Source organism: Nocardia sp. FDAARGOS_372 (assembly GCF_002554515.1).
GTDB lineage: Bacteria > Actinomycetota > Actinomycetes > Mycobacteriales > Mycobacteriaceae > Nocardia > Nocardia farcinica.
Map to the genome: position 1 here is coordinate 4,725,336 of NZ_PDDW01000001.1, position 19,570 is coordinate 4,744,905.

Below are 19,570 nucleotides of genomic sequence, written 5' to 3' on the forward strand. Positions count from 1 at the left end.
CGGTACCGAAGACGTCGCTGTTCAGTAATGGATGTGCTCACCTCACCGAGAGCGCGAGGATCGTGAGCGTCGGCCGCGCACCGAGTAGGAGACGCAGCCCACGAATGGGCAGGGTCGAGACCTGCTCGGCTCGCGTAGGGGATTGGCCGCGCCCGGGGGGCTCCGAACGAGACCGACTCGCGGGGACCATCACGGACCTGGCGCTCGGGTGTGCCGCTGCGGACGACATGCTCGGTCCAGTCGAAGCGAGGTCACAGCCGAGGGGATGGGGTGCGAAGCGACCACCAGTCGAACCCATATGGGCGAGAGTGGCCCCACCCTTAGCCAGTTCGGGTCTCCTGAACGGCGATCGTCGCCTTCTTCGGCGTGGGTACTGTGCGGCTCGTGGGCGCTCCGTTTCCGCAGGTGTGGTGACCGTGCGAATCGGCCCACGCGTAGGCAAGCGCGAACCGGACCATCTGCAGCCGACACGAACCCGACGACGCGCGAGGCTCGACCCGCTGCGCCGTCGACTGCCCTGTCCCGGAGGGAATCCGGGCGACAGTTGCATCGTGGCCGTAGGTCGAGCGCCGCGTCGGCAACCCCTGCGGGACTAATTGCGCAAGAGCATCGCGAGTCGACGTGGTCGTGCTGTCGAACGGTTGCCAGTGGGGGCGAGATCATGGTGTCAGCGGAATCCCGGCGGTCGAGCGCACAGCCGACTGCCTGGTGGTTCCGTCGACGTTCTATTCACGCTATTCACGGCTTCCGGTATCCGACGCGCAGCCACTGGCCGGAGCTGTGCGACACCGGCCTGACCGCGCCCACCAACCCAAGCCCGGCACGTCACGCGATTGCGATACCTCCGGTCGAGCGCCGCCGTTGCGACCCGCGGTGCCTCGACGAGCCGGGACGATCGCCAGTGTGGTGACTGTCGAGAATCATCGGGTCCGACTCCGCCCGAGGTCCAGCCGAGCGGGCCGATCGAGGTAAAGGACCGCTTATCGGATTGCGCCGGTGGGGTGCCTCGCGGATCTGGTCGCAGTGCTGACCGAGGGACCTCCGGCGGTTCATTGCCCACCGCCTGTGATGGGGCCGTACCGCAGACAGTCACGTGACGGCACCAGGGCTACGCAGCCTGAGCCGTTCGGACGCGGGGATTCTCGCCTCAGAGCTCAACCGCTCGGTGGGAGCGGCCGACAGTAGTCGTGCCTCGGTGAGTCGCGCCCTCAGTGCCGACAACGCACTCGTGGCCGGTGACGTTCAGCGCGCGTGGACGCGCCGACTCGAGCGGAAAGCTCGCATTCCGAACTCCGAAGTCGATGTCGCCCGCCGGGCACAACGACCGATGCCGCGCCCGCCACTTCGATGGTCGGGAGGAGGCCCGCACCCGTTACCGCTCGCTCTTCCCCCGCCTCCGCACCTTGCCGGCGACACCACCGCGTCCGCCGGGAGCGCCCGCCTGCCTGCGGGGCTTCTTCTCGCGGTGGCGCGACGGGCGTTCGCCGCGGGGGAGGAGTTCGGCGCTGAACACGACGGTCGGGGTGGCGACGATCCCTACTCCGCATTCGAGTACTTCGAATTTCCCGGCGCCCAGTCTTTCGAGAGTTTCGGCGTCGCGGTCGAGTTCCTCGGCGACGCTGGCCCCCTTGAGGGCGAGCATGCGGCCGTGGTCGCGGAGCAGGGGCAGCGACCACTGGGCGAGCTTGGCGAGGGGGGCGACGGCTCGGGAGGTGACGACGTCGGCGCCGCCGGCTTCCTTGATGACGCCGGAGTGTTCGGCGCGGCCGCGGACGACGGTGATGTCCAGGCCGGCCGCGTCGATGAACTCGCTGAGGAAGGCGGTGCGGCGCAGCAGGGGTTCGACGAGGGTGATGCGCAGATCGGGGCGAGCGATGGCGAGGGGGATGCCGGGCAGGCCCGCGCCGCTGCCGACGTCGACGACGGTCGCCGACTCGGGCATCAGTTCGGCGACGACGGCGCAGTTGAGAATGTGGCGGTCCCACAGGCGCGGCACCTCGCGGGGGCCGATGAGTCCGCGCTCGACGCCCGCCGTGGCGAGGGCGTCGTAGTAGCGGCGGGCGACGTCGAGCCGGTCGCCGAAGACCAGGGCGGCTGCGGCGGGCGGATCCGACTCGGGCGGCGGCGCGGCGCTTCCACCGAGATCTGGTTCCACGTGAAACGTCCTTCCGTGCTCGAGTCCGACAAGGTCCGGGTGCGGCGAGGCTCGCCCGGCCGGGGGAGTGGGTCGTGACATGGAGAAGGCCCCCGGTCCGAAGACCAGAGGCCTATCCAATCACCCGGTGTCCCGGTGTGGGAAACCCGCGCGTCGTCAGGCGGGCACGACGACGACGTGCCGGTTGGGCTCGACGCCTTCGCTCTCACTGCTGACACCCTCGACCGCGGCCACGGCGTCGTGCACGATCTTGCGTTCGAAGGGGGTCATCGGTTCCAGCGCCTCCGGAGCGCCGGACTCGAGCACGCGCTGGGCGGCGGCGGTGCCCAGCGCGCTGAGCTCCTCGCGCCGCTTCGCTCGCCAGCCCGCCACGTCGAGCATCAGGCGGCTGCGCACACCGGTCACCTGCTGGACGGCCAGCCGGGTCAGTTCCTGGAGCGCATCGAGCACCTCGCCGTTACGACCCACGAGCTTGGACAGATCCCGACCGCCGTCGATGCTCACGACCGCGCGATCACCTTCGACGTCCAGATCGATGTCGCCGTCGAAATCCAACACGTCGAGCAGCTGCTCGAGATAGTCGCCGGCGATCTCGCCCTCTTCGATCAGCGCTTCCTCGGCATCGCTCACGAGGTCGTCGGCATCGGCGTTCACTCCGTCGGTTTCAACAGTCATCTGGTTTCCTCAATCTCACGGGTGGCGGTGGCGGTCAGCGGCGGCGCTTCTGGTTGGGCCTGCCCCGGTTGGGGTTGCGCTTCTGCCCACCCGATTTCCGCTGCCCGGCCTTGGCGGGCTTCGGGGTGCCGTTGGTCGACGGCTCGGTCGGCTGGCCGGTGTCGTCCGCGGATTCGGCGGACGCGGCGGTGGCCGGCTTCTTCTTCGTGTTCACCGGCTTCGCGCCCGGCTTCGGCGCGTTCTGCGCCCGCTGCTCGAGCTTGGCCTGCTTCTTGGCTTCTTCTTCCTTGGCCATGCGGCCGAAGACGAGGTGCTGCTGCCCGTAGGTCCAGATGTTGTTCGAGACCCAGTAGAGCAGGATCGCGATCGGCAGGAACGGGCCACCGACGAGCACGCCGAGCGGGAACACCCACAGCGCGAGCTTGTTCATCAGCGCGGCCTGCGGGTTGGCCGCGGCCTCCGGGGTCTGCCGCGCGACCGAGGCACGGGCATTGAAGTGGGTCGCCAGGCCGGCGATCACCATGAGCGGGATGGCGACCAACGCGATACTCAACCGGCTGGGGATGCCGCCGTAGTCCTCGAACGCCAGGAACTCCGCCTGCGGCGTGGTGATGAACGCGGAGATCGGCGCACCGAAGATACGCGCGCTCAGGAACGACTGGACGTCGGCCGCGTTGAAGACGTAGTTGGCGGTGTTGGCGTTCTGCTCCGGGGTCAGGCCGAGCTGACCGAAGCCGTGGCCGGTGCGGTTGAAGGAACGCAGCACGTGGAACAGACCGAGGAACACCGGCACCTGCGCCAGCACCGGCAGGCAGCCCATGAGCGGGTTGAAGCCGTGTTCCTTCTGGAGCTTCTGCATCTCCAGCGCCATCTTCTGGCGGTCGTTCTTGTACTTCTTCTGCAGCTCCTTGATCTGGGGCTGCAGTTCCTGCATCTGTTTGGTCGTGCGCACCTGCTTGACGAACGGCTTGTAGAGCACGATGCGCAGGGTGAACACGAGGAACACCACCGCCAGCGCCCACGTGAGACCGTTGTCCGCGCCGAAAGCGAACCCGAACACCCGGTGCCAGAACCACAAGATCCAGGACACCGGCCAATAGATGAAGTCGAGCACGGCTCTATGTACTCCCGTCGTTCGTGTCGCCGACCACCGCGTGCGGCGATCCTTTACAAGCGTGTGGCGCCGACATCGCGGCGTCGGCGGCTGCCGCGTCCCGGCGGCGCGGACGGCGCTGCGGAACGGGATCCCACCCACCAGGGTGCCAGGGCGCGCATTTGGCCAGGCGCACGGCCGTCAATCCGAGGCCGACGACGAGGCCGCGGGTGCGCAACGCGGTCACGGCGTACTCGCTGCAGGTGGGGGTGAACCGGCACACCGGCATTCGGGTGGGGGAGACATAGGTCCGGTAGAGCTCGATCAGGAAGATCAGCGCCCGCGCGGGCAACCGGTGGAGGGCGGCAGCTGCGGATCTCACGACCGGGCGTCCGTCCGTGGCCGCGCACCGGAGTGCGCACGTGGTGCGGGGGATGAGCGACCGCCGCCGGGGGTGACGCCGAGTTTGCGCAGTCCGCTGCGCAGCTGCCGGGCGAGTTCGGCACTGTCGGCGGTCGCCGCGCCGGGCAGTGCGCGGATCACGACATCGGCATCGGCGGGCACCTCGTCGACGAGGGTGGCGCACATATGACGCAGGCGGCGGGCCACCCGGTGGCGAACCACCGCGGAGCCCACCGCCTTGCTGACGATCAATCCGAACCTCGGTCCGCCGACGCGAACGAACGACCCGGCGGCTACTGGGTCGCCGTGTCGTTCTGTCGCGTGCGCGAGCTCGTCGTAGGTGTGCACGAATGCGTGTACGACGAGATCTCGCCTCCCGATTCGCTGGCCGCGGCGCACCGTCCGGGAGAAGTCGGCACGATGATGCAACCGATACGGCTCAGGCAACACCCGAGCGTCCGAGGGCGAGGATCAGGCAGTGAGGGTAGCGCGGCCCTTACGGCGGCGCGCCGAGACGATGGCGCGACCGGCACGGGTGCGCATCCGGAGACGGAAGCCGTGAACGCGCGCCCGACGACGGTTGTTCGGCTGGAACGTCCGCTTGCCCTTGGCCACGGTCAACACTCCTCGAGTAGGTGGGCACCGTTCGGTACCCGAAGCTGTTCGTTGATACGTCCCTGGCGCACAGCGGTCGGTGACGACCGGACGCGGTCAGCACAGGACCGCTCACCGCACCAAGGGGTGACTGTAAGAGAGTACTGATCCGTTCAGAACGGGTCAAACCGCGCCCCCGGTGCCCGGACCCGTTCCGACCTGCCCGGTTGCCGTCGGCGCGCGGTCGTCGGGGCGGTCACGGGCCGGCCTCGGCGGGTGAGTTCGTCCACACCCCTACCCGGGGGCGAGCGACGCCGCCGACCGCGCTTGCCGATTGTTTGCCGAAGAATCCCTGGTCGACGCCCTATCCAGGCCGAATCCACCGTCGTTTCAGATTTCCCCAGGGTTTTCCACATCTGTGGATAATTGTGTGGAAAGACCCCTGGAGTGGCATATTCGTAGGGCCGACGGTGCCACGCCGCTGCCCCGGGAACGGGGGTGATCCGGGCAGCGTCCGAACCGGCGACGGACGTACGCGGGATCACAGGATAACCCATCCTCGCCGATGCTCGCGTGCCCCGGCCGTCTGCTCCTATCGACCTACTTTCCGGGGAGGACACTGCATGGACGACGAGCAGAACGTGTTGGCCACCGTGTGGCCCGAGGTGATTGCCGAGCTCACCACAGGATCGGCCGACGGGAGCATTCCCGCGGTCACCAGAGCACAGCAGGCATGGCTCAAACTCGTCAAGCCGATCACCGTCGCGCAGGGCTTCGCGCTGCTGTCGGTGCCCTCGTCGCTGGCCCAGGAGGCCATCGAGCGCGATCTGCGCGAACCCATTCTGCGTTCCCTCGGCCGCAGGCTCGGCCCGCAGGTGGAAGGTCTCGGCGTGCGGATCGCCGCGCCGGCCACCCCCACCGCCGAGCGTGCCGCCGCGAATCCGCGCCACGCCCGGATGACCAGCCGTCCGGAGCGCCCACGGGGGGAGCGGCCGGTTCCGGGCCTTCCCGGCCAGGAGGCGGTGGACCGGCCCGAGACCCTGCCGCGCTACAGCCAGGCCGCCGAGAGCGCCCCGGGGTACCCGGCGCGCCAAGACCACTCCCGCCCCGGCGACTACCCCGCGCCTGCCCAGGACTACCCGCCCGGCGGCGACTACCCGCCCACCCCCGAATACCCGCCGGCCGCCGAATACGCGCCGGCGGCCGAGTACGCGCCCGCTGCCGAGTACAGCCCCGAACCGGAGTACACCCCGACGACCGACTACCCGGGCGCGGACGACTATCCGACGACCGTCTTCCGTCTCCCGCCGGGCGGGTTCGCGGAACCGCCGGGCGACGGGCGCCCCGGCGGCGTTCCCGAGATCTCCACCCCGCGTCGCGACGGGCACGGCCCGCGCCGGGATGCGACGCCACCCGGACAGGAAGCGCTGTTCACCCCCGAGCCCGGCGACCAGCCGCTGCGCGACACCGACCGACCGCTGCGGGAACCGGCGGCCGGCCACGACGTGCGCGAGTCCGACGGCCCCGTCGAGCGCGACGACGAGCCCGTGGTCAACATCCGCGATTCCTGGCCGACGTACTTCGCCAAGAACCAGGAGAGCACCCCGGCCCCGGCGAACTCCTCGGCCAGCCTGAACGCCAAATACACCTTCGAGACCTTCGTCATCGGCGCCTCGAACCGGTTCGCGCACGCGGCCGCGGTCGCGATCGCCGAGGCGCCGGCCCGCGCCTACAACCCGCTGTTCGTCTGGGGTGCCTCCGGCCTGGGCAAGACCCACCTGCTGCACGCGGCCGGGCACTATGCCCAGCGGCTGTTCCCGGGCATGCGCGTCAAGTACGTCTCCACCGAGGAATTCACCAACGACTTCATCAACAGCCTGCGCGACGACCGCAAGGTCGCCTTCAAACGCCGCTACCGCGAGACCGACATCCTGCTGGTCGACGACATCCAGTTCATCGAGGGCAAGGAAGGCATCCAGGAGGAGTTCTTCCACACCTTCAACACCCTCCACAACGCCAACAAGCAGATCGTGGTCTCCTCCGACCGGCCGCCCAAGCAGCTCGCCACGCTCGAGGAGCGACTACGGACCCGGTTCGAGTGGGGCCTGATCACCGATGTGCAGCCGCCCGAACTGGAGACGCGGATCGCCATCCTGCGCAAGAAGGCGCGGATGGACCGGTTGGACGTGCCGCACGACGTGCTCGAGCTGATCGCCAGCCGCGTCGAGCGCAACATCCGTGAACTCGAGGGCGCCCTCATCCGCGTGACGGCCTTCGCCTCGCTCAACGGCCAGCCGCTGGACCTCTCGCTGGCGGAGGTGGTGCTGCGCGACCTGATGCCCGACACCGCGACGCTGGAGATCAACGCGGCCACGATCATGGCCGTCACCGCCGAGTACTTCAACACCACGCTCGAGGAACTGACCGGGCCGGGCAAGGCGCGGCCGCTGGCGCAGGCCCGGCAGATCGCGATGTACCTGTGCCGGGAGCTCACCGACCTGTCGCTGCCGAAGATCGGCCAGGCGTTCGGTCGCGACCACACCACGGTGATGTACGCGGAGAAAAAGGTCCGCAAGGAGATGACCGAGCGGCGCCGCGTCTACGACCAGGTCCAAGAACTCACAGCCCGGATCAAGCAGCGCTCGCGCTGAGCGTCCTCCACACCCTCGCACCGCCCCTGACCAGGGGCGGTGCTTTTTTGTGCCTTGTGGATTCCTCGAGGAATCCCTGTGGAGTCCTCGAGGAATCCACCGGTTTGTCCACCGATTCGTACACAGGCTCGCCGCCGGACGATCGCGGCGCCGTGCACAGGGGGTTGTCCACAGCTTCCACACCCCGATTCACCCACAGGCACTGACCAGGCAACAGCGCTGTGCATGCCTGTGGATTCCTCGAGGACTTCGTGTGGAGTCCTCGAGGAATCCACCGCTTTTCCACGATTCGGTGCACACGTGTGGACAAGTGGGTGAATCCGGTGGAACAACTCGAGGACGAACGGTGGATGGATGTGGGACAACTTCGGAGTCTCCACAGACGTCCCCCGTTCATCCACCGGTCACCCGATGTCCATCCCCACCACACCACGCCTGCTGACCTGCGCAGATGGGCCGATTCCACAGAATCCACAGCGCCTACTACTACTTCGGTTCTTCTTCTAGGAGATCTCTCTTGAAAACAGGCTGTGTGGAAACTCGGGTGCGGCGGCTCGGCCGACGAGGGAGGCCGTCACAGGGCAGGGAGCGGAGGTGTGGACTCCCGGCCGAACTCTCGGCGGGCCCTCCGTACGGCACACGCCCGGGCGACGGGCCGGGCTAGGTTCCTCCGGCGCGGGCGGGGTACGGTTTTATGTCGGTCACCCTTGCGAGACTGCGAGGGCGCCGCGGACCCCGGCAGCGGTACCCGTCCACGGGCTACCCACGGGGGCGACAACCACACGGTCGAGAACCGCCTACCGACGTCGAACACGCCAACCGGGAGAGGACAGATCGGGCGATGGAGCTTTCGAGCATGAAGTTTCGGGTCGCCCGAGAGGATTTCGCCGAGTCCGTCGCGTGGGTCGCACGCAGCCTGCCGTCCCGGCCGCCCGTGCCGGTGCTCGGCGGGGTGCTGCTGGTCGCGAACGAGGACGGGCTGACCGTCTCGGGATTCGATTACGAGGTCTCCGCGCAGATGCGCGTCGCCGCCGAGGTCGCGGGCCCCGGCGAGGTCCTGGTGTCCGGTCGCCTGCTGGCCGACATCACCAAGGCGCTGTCGAACAAGCCGGTCGACGTCTCCGTCGACGGCACCCGCGTGCTGATCACCTGCGGCAGCGCGAAGTTCTCGCTGCCGACCATGCCGGTGGAGGATTATCCCCAGCTGCCCGAGGTGCCGCAGCAGACCGGTGAATTGAGTGTGGATGTCTTCGCCGAGGCCGTCGGCCAGGTCGCCGTCGCCGCGGGCCGGGACGACACCCTGCCGATGCTCACCGGTATCCGGGTCGAGATCGAGGGCTCGCAGGTGGTGTTGGCGGCCACCGACCGTTTCCGCCTCGCCGTGCGCCACATCGAATGGACCCCCGCGCGCCCCGACATCGAGACCGCGGTGCTGATTCCGGCCCGCACCCTGTCCGAGGCGGCCAAGACGCTCGGCGCCTCCGACGCCCCCGTCCAGCTCTCGCTGGGTACCGGCGCGGGCTCGGACGGACTGCTGGGGATCGTCAACGCCGGCCGCCGCACCACCACCCGGCTGCTCGATGCGGAATTCCCCAAGTTCCGCCAATTGCTCCCCAAGGAACACACCTCGGTCGCGACGCTGGCGGTCGCGGCTCTCACCGAGGCCATCAAGCGTGTCGCCCTGGTCGCCGAGCGCGGCGCGCAGGTGCGGCTGGAGTTCTCCACCGAGGGCCTGCTGCTCTCCGCAGGCGGGGACGACGCGGGCCGCGCCGAGGAATGGCTGGAGGCCGATTTCCGCGGCGAGCCGCTGACCATCGCGTTCAATCCCGGCTACCTGGTGGACGGGCTGTCCGCGCTGCACGCCGACCGGGTCACCTTCGGGTTCACCACCCCCAGCAGGCCCGCGGTCCTGCTGCCCGCGTCGGAGGAGGAGCCGCAGACGCTCGATTCCGGTGCGTTCGCCGCCCTCACCGGCAACTACACCTACCTGTTGATGCCCGTGCGGCTGCCGGGCTGATCGCGCGCGTGGTGGCACCGAATTCGCCGCGTCGGTCGACGGGGGCGCGGTAGCGCATGTTCGTCCGGGCGCTGTCGCTGCGCGATTTCCGCTCCTGGGAGCACGTCGAGCTGGAGTTGTCCACAGGACGCACGGTGTTCCTGGGGGCGAACGGCAACGGCAAGACGAATCTGCTCGAGGCCGTCGGGTATCTGGCGACCCTGGGATCGCACCGGGTGTCGGCGGACGCACCGCTGATCCGTTCCGGCGCCCAGCGCGCCCGGGTGGGGGCGACCGTGGTCAACGCGGGCCGGGAACTGCGCATCGATGTGGAGCTGAACCAGGGTTCGGCCAATCGCGCGCAGATCAACCGCTCCCCGGTGCGCCGGACCCGGGAAGTCCTGGGGATATTGCAGACCGTGTTGTTCGCGCCGGAGGATCTGGCGCTCGTGCGGGGTGATCCGGGCGAGCGGCGCCGGTTTCTCGACGAGTTGTGCACAGCCCGGCTCCCCAGGCTGGCCGGTGTACGCGCGGACTACGACCGGGTGCTGCGGCAACGCTCGGCCCTGTTGAAAACCGCGGGCCGCCATGCCCGCTCGACCGCCGATCTGAGCACCCTCGATGTCTGGGACGGGCATCTGGCCGGCCACGCCGCCGTGCTGGTGGCGCAACGGCTGCGCCTGGTCCACGACCTGTTCCCGTACCTGGCCGAGGCCTACCGGTCGCTGGCCCCGGAATCGCGACCGGCCGCCATCGGCTATCGCAGCGCGTACCTGCCCGGCGAATTCCTCGACCCGGCGCGCGTGCCGCGCGACGACGACGCCGCGGCGCTCGAGGAGATCATCCTGCGGGAACTGGCCGCGGCCCGGCGCAAGGAGCTCGAGCGGGGCGTCTGCCTGGTCGGCCCGCACCGCGACGAGCTGGAGTTGATGCTCGGCGACACCCCCGCCAAGGGGTTCGCCAGCCACGGCGAGTCGTGGTCGTTCGCCCTGGCGCTGCGCTTGGCCTCCTTCGATCTGTTGCGCAGCACCTCGGCCGAACCGGTACTGCTGCTCGACGACGTGTTCGCCGAACTCGATCGGCGCCGGCGCACCGCCCTGGCCGCCGTGGCGGCCGACGCCGAACAGGTGTTGATCACCGCGGCGGTCCCGGAGGACGTGCCCGCGGAGCTGTCCGCGACGCCGATCAAGGTGGAGACCGCGGGCGAGGCCGGCCACCGCACCTCGCACATCGTCACCGGCTGACCGGCTCGGATCCGGCTGTACACAGAATCGTCATAGTTATCCACAGGTTCGACATCGATAGCTGGGAATCGGCTCGGTTCCCCGTCGTGACCTGCGCAGTCGTCTGGAACGATGATCACTCACCCGGTTTTCCCGTGGTAATGCGACTGCGGACGGGGAGGATGGCCGGTGGGCTCGCCCGGCACGGCGTTTGCTCGCGTCCGAACTGTGATCGTGCCGTCATCAGGTCATCCACAGGGCCTGTGGACAACTTGACGATGCCGGTGATTGCCCAGGTCGGGGCGCTGCGGCCGGAACGCACCCGGAAAAGGCCCACGAACAGGCGTTCGATCACCCGGGGTGGCGCTGTCGTCACCCGCGTCGCGGAACTCCCGACACGCCCGCGGGGCTGGGGACAACTCGGGTAGAACTGGGGACAAACCGGCGCCGGTGGAGAATGGAAGCCGATGAGCGAGGAATCCGACCAGACCCCGGGTGGGGCGGGAACACCCCAGGAACCACCGTTGCGCGGTGTCGACCTGGCCCGCCGTGCGCTGGAGGAGGCCAGGGCCGCCGCCCGGGCGAGCGGGAAGTCGGTGGGCCAGGGCCGCGCGTCCCCGGTGCGCAAGCTGCGCGCCGGTGGTCGGCGCCGCAGCGGCTGGTCCGGTGCCCGGCCCGACGACCGCGATCCGCAGCTGCTCTCGCAGTTGGCCACCCGCATCGCCAAGAGTCGGGGCTGGGACGGCAAGGTCGCCGAGGGCACGGTCTTCGGGCGCTGGGCGGGCGTGGTCGGGGAGGACATCGCCGCGCACGCCACCCCGGTCACCCTGAAGGACGGTGTGCTCAGCATCGCCGCCGAGTCGACGGCGTGGGCCACCCAGCTACGCCTGCTGCAACCGCAGATCCTGGCCAAGATCAATGCCGCGGTCGGGCAGGGGGTGGTGCGCCAGCTCAAGATCACCGGGCCGGCCGCGCCCAGTTGGCGCAAGGGCGAGCGGCACATCAAAGGCCGGGGCCCGCGCGATACCTACGGCTGACCCGTAGAAGTAGCTAGTACTTGGTGTTACGGTAACTTTCGCCTCGCTCGTGAGGCTCCGAGTTTCACGTGGAACGCCCGACCCGCCGCCGTGTCGAGCACGCCGGGGTCGCCGACCAGCAGGAGTGCCGCAGCCATGACCGCAACCCGCGCCGAGAGCCCGTTCGCCTCGGGCACCGTCGTCCGCCGCGGCGATGTCGAGCTCGCCGTCTTCCAGTGCGGTGATCCCGCCGCGCCGCCACTCCTGCTGATCCACGGCTGGCCCGACACGCACCTGCTCTGGAACGAGGTCGCCGCGCGGCTCGCCGGCCGTTTCCGCGTGATCGCCTTCGACAATCGCGGCGCCGGCGCGAGCACGGTGCCGGCCGAGGTCGCCGCGTACCGGATCGAGGAACTGGCCGCCGATGTCCGGGCCGTCCTGGACGCGCTCGTCCCGGGCGAGCGCGTGCACATCCTCGGGCACGACTGGGGTTCGGTGATCGGCTGGGAGGTGGTGAGCACGCCCGGCGCGGCCGAACGGATCGCCTCGTTCACCTCGCTGTCCGGGCCGAACCTGGACTTCCTCGGCGCCTACCTGCGCGGGCCGGTCTCCGCGCGGCGGCTGCGCGGCGCCCTGGAGCAGGGCGTGGCGTCGGCCTACACGGTCGCCTTCCAGATCCCGGGGCTGCCGGTCCCGGTCATGCGGCTGCTGTCGCGCCGCTGGCCGCGTTTCCTGGCCTTCTTCGACGGTCTCGACGCGGCCGCGGTGCCCGCCGCGCCGACGCTGCCCGCCGACATGATCAACAACCTCAAGCTCTACCGCGCGAATATCCGTGCGCGCCTGCGTCACCCGCGTCCGCGCCCGGTGGAGGTGCCGGTGCAGGTGCTCATCGCCACCGGTGACCGTGCGGTGCGTCCGGTGGTGCACGAGGAGGCCGAGCGCTGGGTGCGCGACCTCACCCGCACCGAGATCCGGGCGCGGCACTGGTCGCCGCTCTCCCATCCGGACGAGGTGGCCGGGCGCACCGCCGACTACATCGAGGCGATCACCGCGCGAGCCGGCACCGGCACTGCTCGGCCGGGGCAGTCTGAGCCCAGCTGAGAGTGCCGGAAACGGCCGGGAGGCGGAGCGGACCCGCCGGTGATCGATTTCTCGCACTCACGGACCTGTCAGGGGTGTCGGAGGTGCATTCTGGTTCGGGCCTACCAGTAGGATGGAGAGGTAACTAGCGGCGAACCTTCGGCGCGTTCCGCTCAGCCCCACGGTGGGCCCGTAATCTCGACCAGTCGGACCTCGGGCCGCAGGTGTGTTGTGCGATCGCCACGCGGAGGTCAGCAAGTAAGGAGAGCTACCGACCAGTGGCTGCCAAGCACTCCAACGAATCGGGCTCCAAGTCGACGAACTACGGTGCCTCCTCCATCACCGTTCTCGAAGGCCTCGAGGCGGTTCGCAAGCGTCCCGGTATGTACATCGGTTCCACCGGTGAGCGCGGTCTGCACCACCTGATCTGGGAGGTCGTCGACAACTCCGTCGACGAGGCGATGGCCGGCTACGCCACCCGGGTCGACGTCACCCTCCTGGCCGACGGCGGCGTCGAGGTCGTCGACGACGGCCGCGGCATCCCGGTGGAGATGCACGCCCAGGGCATCCCGACCGTCGAGGTCGTCATGACCCAGCTGCACGCGGGCGGCAAGTTCGACTCCGAGTCGTACGCGGTCTCCGGTGGCCTGCACGGTGTCGGTATCTCCGTGGTGAACGCGCTGTCCTCGCGGGTCGAGGTGGAGATCGACGTCGACGGCTACCACTGGAGCCAGACCTACAAGGAGGCCACGCCGTCCAAGCTGGTCAAGGGGGAGCCGACCGACCGCACCGGCACCACGGTCCGATTCTGGGCCGACCCGGAGATCTTCGAGACCACCACCTACAACTTCGAGACCGTCGCCCGGCGGTTGCAGGAGATGGCGTTCCTGAACAAGGGCCTCACCATCACCCTGACCGATGAGCGGGTCTCCGAGTCCGACGTCACCGACGAAATCGTCAGCGAGACCGCCGAGGCGCCCAAGCACGGTGAACCGACCGGCGAAGCGGCCTCCGAGCACAAGGTCAAGACGCGGACCTACCACTATCCCGGCGGTCTGGAGGACTTCGTCCGCCACATCAACCGGACCAAGCAGGCCATCCACAATTCGGTGGTCTCGTTCACCGGCAAGGGCACCGGGCACGAGCTCGAAGTCGCGATGCAGTGGAACTCCGGCTACTCCGAGTCGGTGCACACCTTCGCCAACACCATCAACACCCACGAGGGCGGCACCCACGAGGAGGGCTTCCGCGCGGCGCTGACCACGGTGGTCAACAAGTACGCCAAGGACAAGAAGCTCCTCAAGGAGAAGGACGGCAACCTCACCGGTGACGACATCCGCGAGGGCTTGGCCGCGATCGTGAGCGTCAAGGTCGCCGAGCCGCAGTTCGAGGGCCAGACCAAGACCAAGCTCGGCAACACCGAGGTGAAGTCGTTCGTGCAGCGCACCTGCAACGAACACCTCACGCACTGGTTCGAGGCCAACCCCGCCGACGCGAAGACCATCGTGCAGAAGGCGGTGTCCTCGGCGCAGGCGCGCGTGGCCGCCCGCAAGGCGCGCGAGCTGGTGCGCCGCAAGTCGGCCACCGACCTGGGCGGGCTGCCCGGCAAGCTGGCCGACTGCCGCTCCAAGGATCCGAGCAAGTCCGAGATCTACATCGTGGAGGGCGACTCCGCCGGTGGCTCGGCCAAGTCCGGCCGCGACTCGATGTACCAGGCGATCCTGCCGCTGCGCGGCAAGATCATCAACGTCGAGAAGGCGCGCATCGACAAGGTCCTCAAGAACAACGAGGTCCAGTCGATCATCACCGCGTTCGGCACCGGCATCCACGACGAGTTCGACATCAGCAAGCTGCGCTATCACAAGATCGTGCTGATGGCCGACGCCGACGTCGACGGCCAGCACATCTCGACGCTGCTGCTGACGCTGCTGTTCCGGTTCATGCGCCCGCTGGTCGAGCACGGTCACGTGTATCTGGCCCAGCCGCCGCTGTACAAGCTGAAGTGGCAGCGCAGCGAGCCGGAGTTCGCCTACTCCGACCGCGAGCGCGACGGCCTGCTCGAGCGCGGCCTGGCCGCGGGCAAGAAGATCAACAAGGACGACGGCATCCAGCGCTACAAGGGTCTGGGTGAGATGAACCCGAAGGAACTCTGGGAGACCACCATGGATCCCAGTGTCCGGGTGCTTCGTCAAGTGACGTTGGACGACGCGGCCGCGGCCGACGAGTTGTTCAGCGTGCTGATGGGCGAGGACGTGGAGGCCCGCCGCAGTTTCATCACCCGCAACGCCAAGGACGTCCGCTTCCTCGACGTGTAGCCGCCTGACGCGCCCGCGCGACTCGCGGGCGCTCGGCCGTTCTCGCACGTCAGCCCGTACAAGGAGACCTCATGACCGACATCACCCTGCCACCGGAGAGCGCGGGCGACCGCGTCGAGCCGGTCGACATCCAGCAGGAGATGCAGAACAGCTACATCGATTACGCGATGAGCGTGATCGTGGGCCGCGCGCTGCCGGAGGTGCGCGACGGCCTCAAGCCGGTGCATCGCCGCATCCTCTACGCGATGTACGACAACGGGTACCGCCCCGATCGCGGCTACGTGAAGTCCGCCCGCCCGGTGTCGGACACCATGGGCAACTACCACCCGCACGGCGACTCGGCCATCTACGACACCCTGGTGCGCATGGCGCAGCCGTGGGCCATGCGGTACCCGCTGGTCGACGGCCAGGGCAACTTCGGCAGCCGCGGCAACGACGGCGCGGCCGCCATGCGGTACACCGAGTGCCGCCTCACGCCGCTGGCGATGGAGATGCTGCGCGAAATCGACCACGAGACGGTCGATTTCATCCCGAACTACGACGGCAAGACCCAGGAACCGGTCGTCCTGCCGAGCCGTGTGCCGAACATGCTGATGAACGGCAGCAACGGCATCGCGGTCGGCATGGCGACCAACATCCCGCCGCACAACCTCACCGAGCTGGCCGAGGCGATCTACTGGGCGCTGGACAACCACGACGCCGACGAGGAGACCACCCTCGCCGCGTGCATGGAGCGGATCAAGGGCCCCGACTTCCCGACCGCCGGCCTGATCGTCGGCACCCAGGGCATCCACGACGCGTACACCACCGGCCGCGGCTCGATCAAGATGCGCGGTGTGGTGGAGATCGAGGAGGACAATCGCGGGCGCACCACGATCGTCATCACCGAACTGCCCTACCAGGTCAACACCGACAACTTCATCAACGCGATCGCCGAGCAGGTCAAGGACGGCAAGATCGCGGGCATCGCCGACATCCACGACGAGTCCTCCGACCGGGTCGGCCTGCGCATCGTGGTGACGGTCAAGCGCGACGCGGTCGCCAAGGTCGTGCTGAACAACCTGTACAAGCACACCCAGCTGCAGACCAGCTTCGGCGCCAACATGCTGTCCATCGTCGACGGCGTGCCGCGCACGCTGCGGCTGGACCAGATGATCCGGCTCTACGTCAACCACCAGTTGGACGTCATCATCCGGCGCACCAGGTACCTGCTGCGCAAGGCCGAGGAGCGCGCCCACATCCTGCGCGGCCTGGTGAAGGCGCTCGACGCGCTGGACGAGGTCATCGCCCTGATCCGGCGGTCGGCCAACACCGACACCGCGCGCACCGGGCTGATGGAGCTGCTCGACATCGACGAGATCCAGGCGACCGCGATCCTGGACATGCAGCTGCGCAGGCTCTCGGCGCTGGAGCGGCAGAAGATCATCGACGATCTGGCCCGCATCGAAGCCGAAATCGCCGACTACAAGGACATTCTCGACAAGCCGGAGCGTCAGCGCGCGATCGTGCGCGACGAGCTGGCCGAGATCGTGGAGAAGTACGGCGACGAGCGCCGCACCCAGATCGTGTCGGCCGACGGCGATGTGGCCGACGAGGACCTGATCGCCCGCGAGGACGTGGTCGTCACCATCACCGAGACCGGCTACGCCAAGCGCACCAAGACCGATCTGTACCGCTCGCAGAAGCGCGGCGGCAAGGGTGTGCAGGGCGCGGGTCTCAAGCAGGACGACATCGTCAAGCACTTCTTCGTGACCTCCACCCACGACTGGCTGCTGTTCTTCACCAACAAGGGCCGGGTGTACCGGGCCAAGGCCTACGAGCTGCCCGAGGCCAACCGCACCGCGCGCGGTCAGCACGTGGCGAATCTGCTGGCCTTCCAGCCGGACGAGAAGATCGCCCAGATCATCCAGATCAAGACCTACGAGGACGCCCCGTACCTGGTGCTCGCCACCAAGAACGGCCTGGTCAAGAAGTCGCGGCTGTCGGACTTCGACTCCAACCGCAGCGGCGGCATCGTGGCGGTGAACCTGCGTGACAACGACGAACTCGTCGGCGCGGTGCTCTGCTCGGCCGACGACGACCTGCTGTTGGTCTCCGCCCAGGGCCAGTCGATCCGCTTCTCGGCCACCGACGAGGCGCTGCGGCCGATGGGCCGGGCCACCTCCGGCGTGCAGGGCATGCGGTTCAACGCCGAAGACGAGCTGTTGTCGCTCAACGTGGTGCGGCCGGGCACCTACCTGCTGGTCGCGACCTCGGGCGGGTACGCCAAGCGCACCGCGATCGAGGAGTACACCGCGCAGGGCCGCGGCGGTAAAGGTGTGTTGACTATCCAGTTCGATGCCCGGCGTGGCACGCTGGTGGGAGCGCTCATCGTCGACGACGACGACGAGTTGTATGCGATCACCTCCGGCGGTGGCGTCATCCGCACCGCGGCGAATCAGGTTCGCAAGGCGGGGCGTCAGACCAAGGGCGTGCGATTGATGAACCTGGGCGAGGGCGATACCTTGCTTGCGATCGCGCGTAACGCCGACGAGCCCGATGCGGTCGACGGTGGCGACGACACCGGTTCCTCCCAGCAGTAACCCTCCACAGCGGCGGCAACGAACGGATCTAAGGATTCCCATTGACCACTCCGAATCAGCCGAATGACGGGCACCAGAACAACGGTGTGACCGAGCGGATCGCACCGTCCCCGATTCCGCCGCGGCCGGTGCCCCGGCCCGGCTCGGCCGAATCCGGACCGCAGGGCGGGGGCAGGCCGGGCGGGCAGTCGCCCGAAAACCCGCAGCGGCAGGGCGATTTCGCGCCCGGTGCGGAGCAGCCCGGCGGCCCGTCCGACCAGGAGACCGTGCGGATGGGCGGTGCCGCGGGCGAGCCGCAGAGTGGTCAGGAGCCGGGCGCCGACACCGCGCCCGGCGGTCAGCCGCAGGGTGGTCAGGGCGGTCCGCAGAACGGTCAGCAGCAGGGCGGTCAGGCGCAGGGCCAACAGGGCGGTCAGCCACAGGGCCAACAGGGCGGCCAGGCGCAGGGGCAGGATCGCTACCAGGAGGGCTGGTCGCAGCTGCCGCAGCGGGAGCCGCAGTCCAACCTGTACCGGCCCGGCCAGTCCCCGGTGGCGGGACGGCCGCCCTCGGGCGGGGGCGTCGGCCTCAACGGCGGCGTCTCCAACGCGCGCACCACCGCCGACCTGGCGGCCAAGGCGGCGCGCAAGGAGGCCGCGATGGTGAAGTCGGTCGGCATCGACGGTCCGACCCGCAGCATCGCCCGGCCCGAGCTGATCAAGGACATGCCCGACCTGTCCGAGATCCGGCATCCGCTGCCGCCCTCGGACAAGACGAGCAATACCGGCGCGCAGCAGGCGGTTTCGCCCGCGGTGCCGGTCGCGGTGGCCGCCGCCGTCGCGGGCGGCGAGCCGCTGCGGGCCACCGTCCAGATCCGCCGCATCGACCCCTGGTCGACGCTGAAGATCTCGCTGGTGATCAGCGTGGCGCTGTTCTTCGTGTGGATGCTGGCGGTCGGCCTGCTCTACATCGTGCTCGAGGGCATGGGCGTGTGGGAGCGGCTGAACAACACCTTCACCGACATGGTGTCGCAGGACAGCGGTTCGGCGGGGTTGATCGATGCCGGCACGGTGTTCGGCTACGCGGGCGTGATCGGTCTGATCAACGTCGTGCTGTTCACCGCGCTCGGCACCGTCGGCACGTTCATCTACAACCAGTGCTGCGACCTGGTCGGCGGCATCCAGGTGACCCTGGCCGACCCGGACTAGCCGGCCACCCGGACCAGCCGGATCTCGGCGACGGCCGGTACCGCCCACGAGGGCCGGTGCCGGCCGTCGGCGGTGGTGGGCTCCGTCCGGCTGTCGGGGCCGTGACCAGCCGTTTTGGTCGTTTCCGGTCGCGTCGGGTAACCTTTGTCCTCGGTTCGCCCGAACGGTGCGAGACCCACACGGGCCTATAGCTCAGGCGGTTAGAGCGCTTCGCTGATAACGAAGAGGTCGGAGGTTCAAGTCCTCCTAGGCCCACTCCCGATCATCACCACAGTAGGGTGGGAACCATGAAGATTCTTCTCACGGTTGGTGTCGTGCTCGCGGTTCTCATCGGAATCACCAAGCTGCGCAAGCGTGACGAGGCCGATCTCTGGCACGAGGTCACCACCCGCTGATTTCCCAGATCTCGGGGCCTTAGCTCAATTGGCAGAGCACTGCCTTTGCAAGGCAGGGGTTAGGGGTTCGATTCCCCTAGGCTCCACCACACAGGGCTCGAACCCGCCGCCGACCTGTCGGCCGAGGTTCGGGCCCTGTCGTCGTTCCGGACGCGGGTAGCGGCGATTCGGTGCGGTGACCGCCGCGGGCGTGGCCGGGTTAGCGT

At 68.8% G+C, this 19,570-nt stretch carries 15 protein-coding genes and 2 tRNA genes; 11 read left to right on the top strand and 6 right to left on the bottom strand.

Annotated features, from left to right (window positions below; all coding sequences use genetic code 11):
- Positions 1-1,372: 1,372 nt before the first annotated feature.
- The 6 genes from rsmG to rpmH form a co-directional block, all read right to left on the bottom strand.
- The gene (gene rsmG / locus CRM89_RS22215; protein ID WP_098086032.1) at positions 1,373-2,155 is read right to left on the bottom strand and encodes a 16S rRNA (guanine(527)-N(7))-methyltransferase RsmG; all 783 of its coding nucleotides are present in this window, start codon (positions 2,153-2,155) and stop codon (positions 1,373-1,375) included.
- 156 nt (positions 2,156-2,311) lie between these two features.
- Entirely contained in the window at positions 2,312-2,830 is a 519-nt protein-coding gene (locus CRM89_RS22220; protein ID WP_011212203.1) for a protein jag, read from the bottom strand.
- 34 nt (positions 2,831-2,864) lie between these two features.
- On the bottom strand, positions 2,865-3,944 hold the full coding sequence (yidC, locus tag CRM89_RS22225) for a membrane protein insertase YidC (RefSeq protein WP_011212204.1): 1,080 nt from the start codon (positions 3,942-3,944) through the stop codon (positions 2,865-2,867).
- A 4-nt stretch (positions 3,945-3,948) separates the two neighbouring features.
- Positions 3,949-4,305, bottom strand: coding sequence for a membrane protein insertion efficiency factor YidD (gene yidD, locus CRM89_RS22230; RefSeq protein ID WP_011212205.1), 357 nt, complete (start codon positions 4,303-4,305; stop codon positions 3,949-3,951).
- A complete protein-coding gene (rnpA, locus tag CRM89_RS22235; protein ID WP_098086035.1) occupies positions 4,302-4,775 on the bottom strand; it encodes a ribonuclease P protein component in 474 nt (157 codons plus the stop codon). The genes yidD and rnpA overlap by 4 nt, the downstream gene beginning before the upstream one ends.
- Positions 4,776-4,796: 21 nt before the next feature.
- On the bottom strand, positions 4,797-4,940 hold the full coding sequence (gene rpmH, locus CRM89_RS22240; RefSeq protein ID WP_011212207.1) for a 50S ribosomal protein L34: 144 nt from the start codon (positions 4,938-4,940) through the stop codon (positions 4,797-4,799).
- Positions 4,941-5,542: 602 nt separating this feature from the next.
- Between rpmH and dnaA the strand changes: the two genes are divergently transcribed.
- From dnaA to CRM89_RS22295, 11 genes are all read left to right on the top strand, one after another.
- Positions 5,543-7,570, top strand: coding sequence for a chromosomal replication initiator protein DnaA (dnaA, locus tag CRM89_RS22245; protein ID WP_098086037.1), 2,028 nt, complete (start codon positions 5,543-5,545; stop codon positions 7,568-7,570).
- An 841-nt stretch (positions 7,571-8,411) separates the two neighbouring features.
- Positions 8,412-9,587, top strand: coding sequence for a DNA polymerase III subunit beta (gene dnaN, locus CRM89_RS22250; RefSeq protein ID WP_041559718.1), 1,176 nt, complete (start codon positions 8,412-8,414; stop codon positions 9,585-9,587).
- Between the two features lie 56 nt (positions 9,588-9,643).
- Positions 9,644-10,810 (top strand): DNA replication/repair protein RecF, encoded by a 1,167-nt coding sequence (recF, locus tag CRM89_RS22255; RefSeq protein WP_098086040.1) that lies wholly within the window; start codon positions 9,644-9,646, stop codon positions 10,808-10,810.
- Between the two features lie 446 nt (positions 10,811-11,256).
- The gene (locus CRM89_RS22260; RefSeq protein WP_011206533.1) at positions 11,257-11,826 is read left to right on the top strand and encodes a DUF721 family protein; all 570 of its coding nucleotides are present in this window, start codon (positions 11,257-11,259) and stop codon (positions 11,824-11,826) included.
- Positions 11,827-11,961: 135 nt separating this feature from the next.
- Complete coding sequence (locus CRM89_RS22265) at positions 11,962-12,906, top strand: alpha/beta fold hydrolase (RefSeq protein ID WP_098086043.1); 945 nt, start codon at positions 11,962-11,964, stop codon at positions 12,904-12,906.
- A 257-nt stretch (positions 12,907-13,163) separates the two neighbouring features.
- Complete coding sequence (gene gyrB, locus CRM89_RS22270; RefSeq protein ID WP_041559719.1) at positions 13,164-15,200, top strand: DNA topoisomerase (ATP-hydrolyzing) subunit B; 2,037 nt, start codon at positions 13,164-13,166, stop codon at positions 15,198-15,200.
- 71 nt (positions 15,201-15,271) lie between these two features.
- The gene (gene gyrA / locus CRM89_RS22275; RefSeq protein ID WP_011206536.1) at positions 15,272-17,782 is read left to right on the top strand and encodes a DNA gyrase subunit A; all 2,511 of its coding nucleotides are present in this window, start codon (positions 15,272-15,274) and stop codon (positions 17,780-17,782) included.
- Positions 17,783-17,823: 41 nt separating this feature from the next.
- Positions 17,824-18,969, top strand: coding sequence for a DUF3566 domain-containing protein (locus CRM89_RS22280; RefSeq protein ID WP_098086046.1), 1,146 nt, complete (start codon positions 17,824-17,826; stop codon positions 18,967-18,969).
- 181 nt (positions 18,970-19,150) lie between these two features.
- Positions 19,151-19,224 (top strand) — tRNA-Ile (locus CRM89_RS22290).
- Between the two features lie 32 nt (positions 19,225-19,256).
- Positions 19,257-19,364, top strand: a complete 108-nt coding sequence (locus CRM89_RS31415) for a DLW-39 family protein (protein WP_211152678.1) — start codon at positions 19,257-19,259, stop codon at positions 19,362-19,364.
- Positions 19,365-19,377: 13 nt separating this feature from the next.
- Positions 19,378-19,453, top strand: a tRNA-Ala gene (locus CRM89_RS22295).
- Positions 19,454-19,570 lie beyond the last annotated feature (117 nt).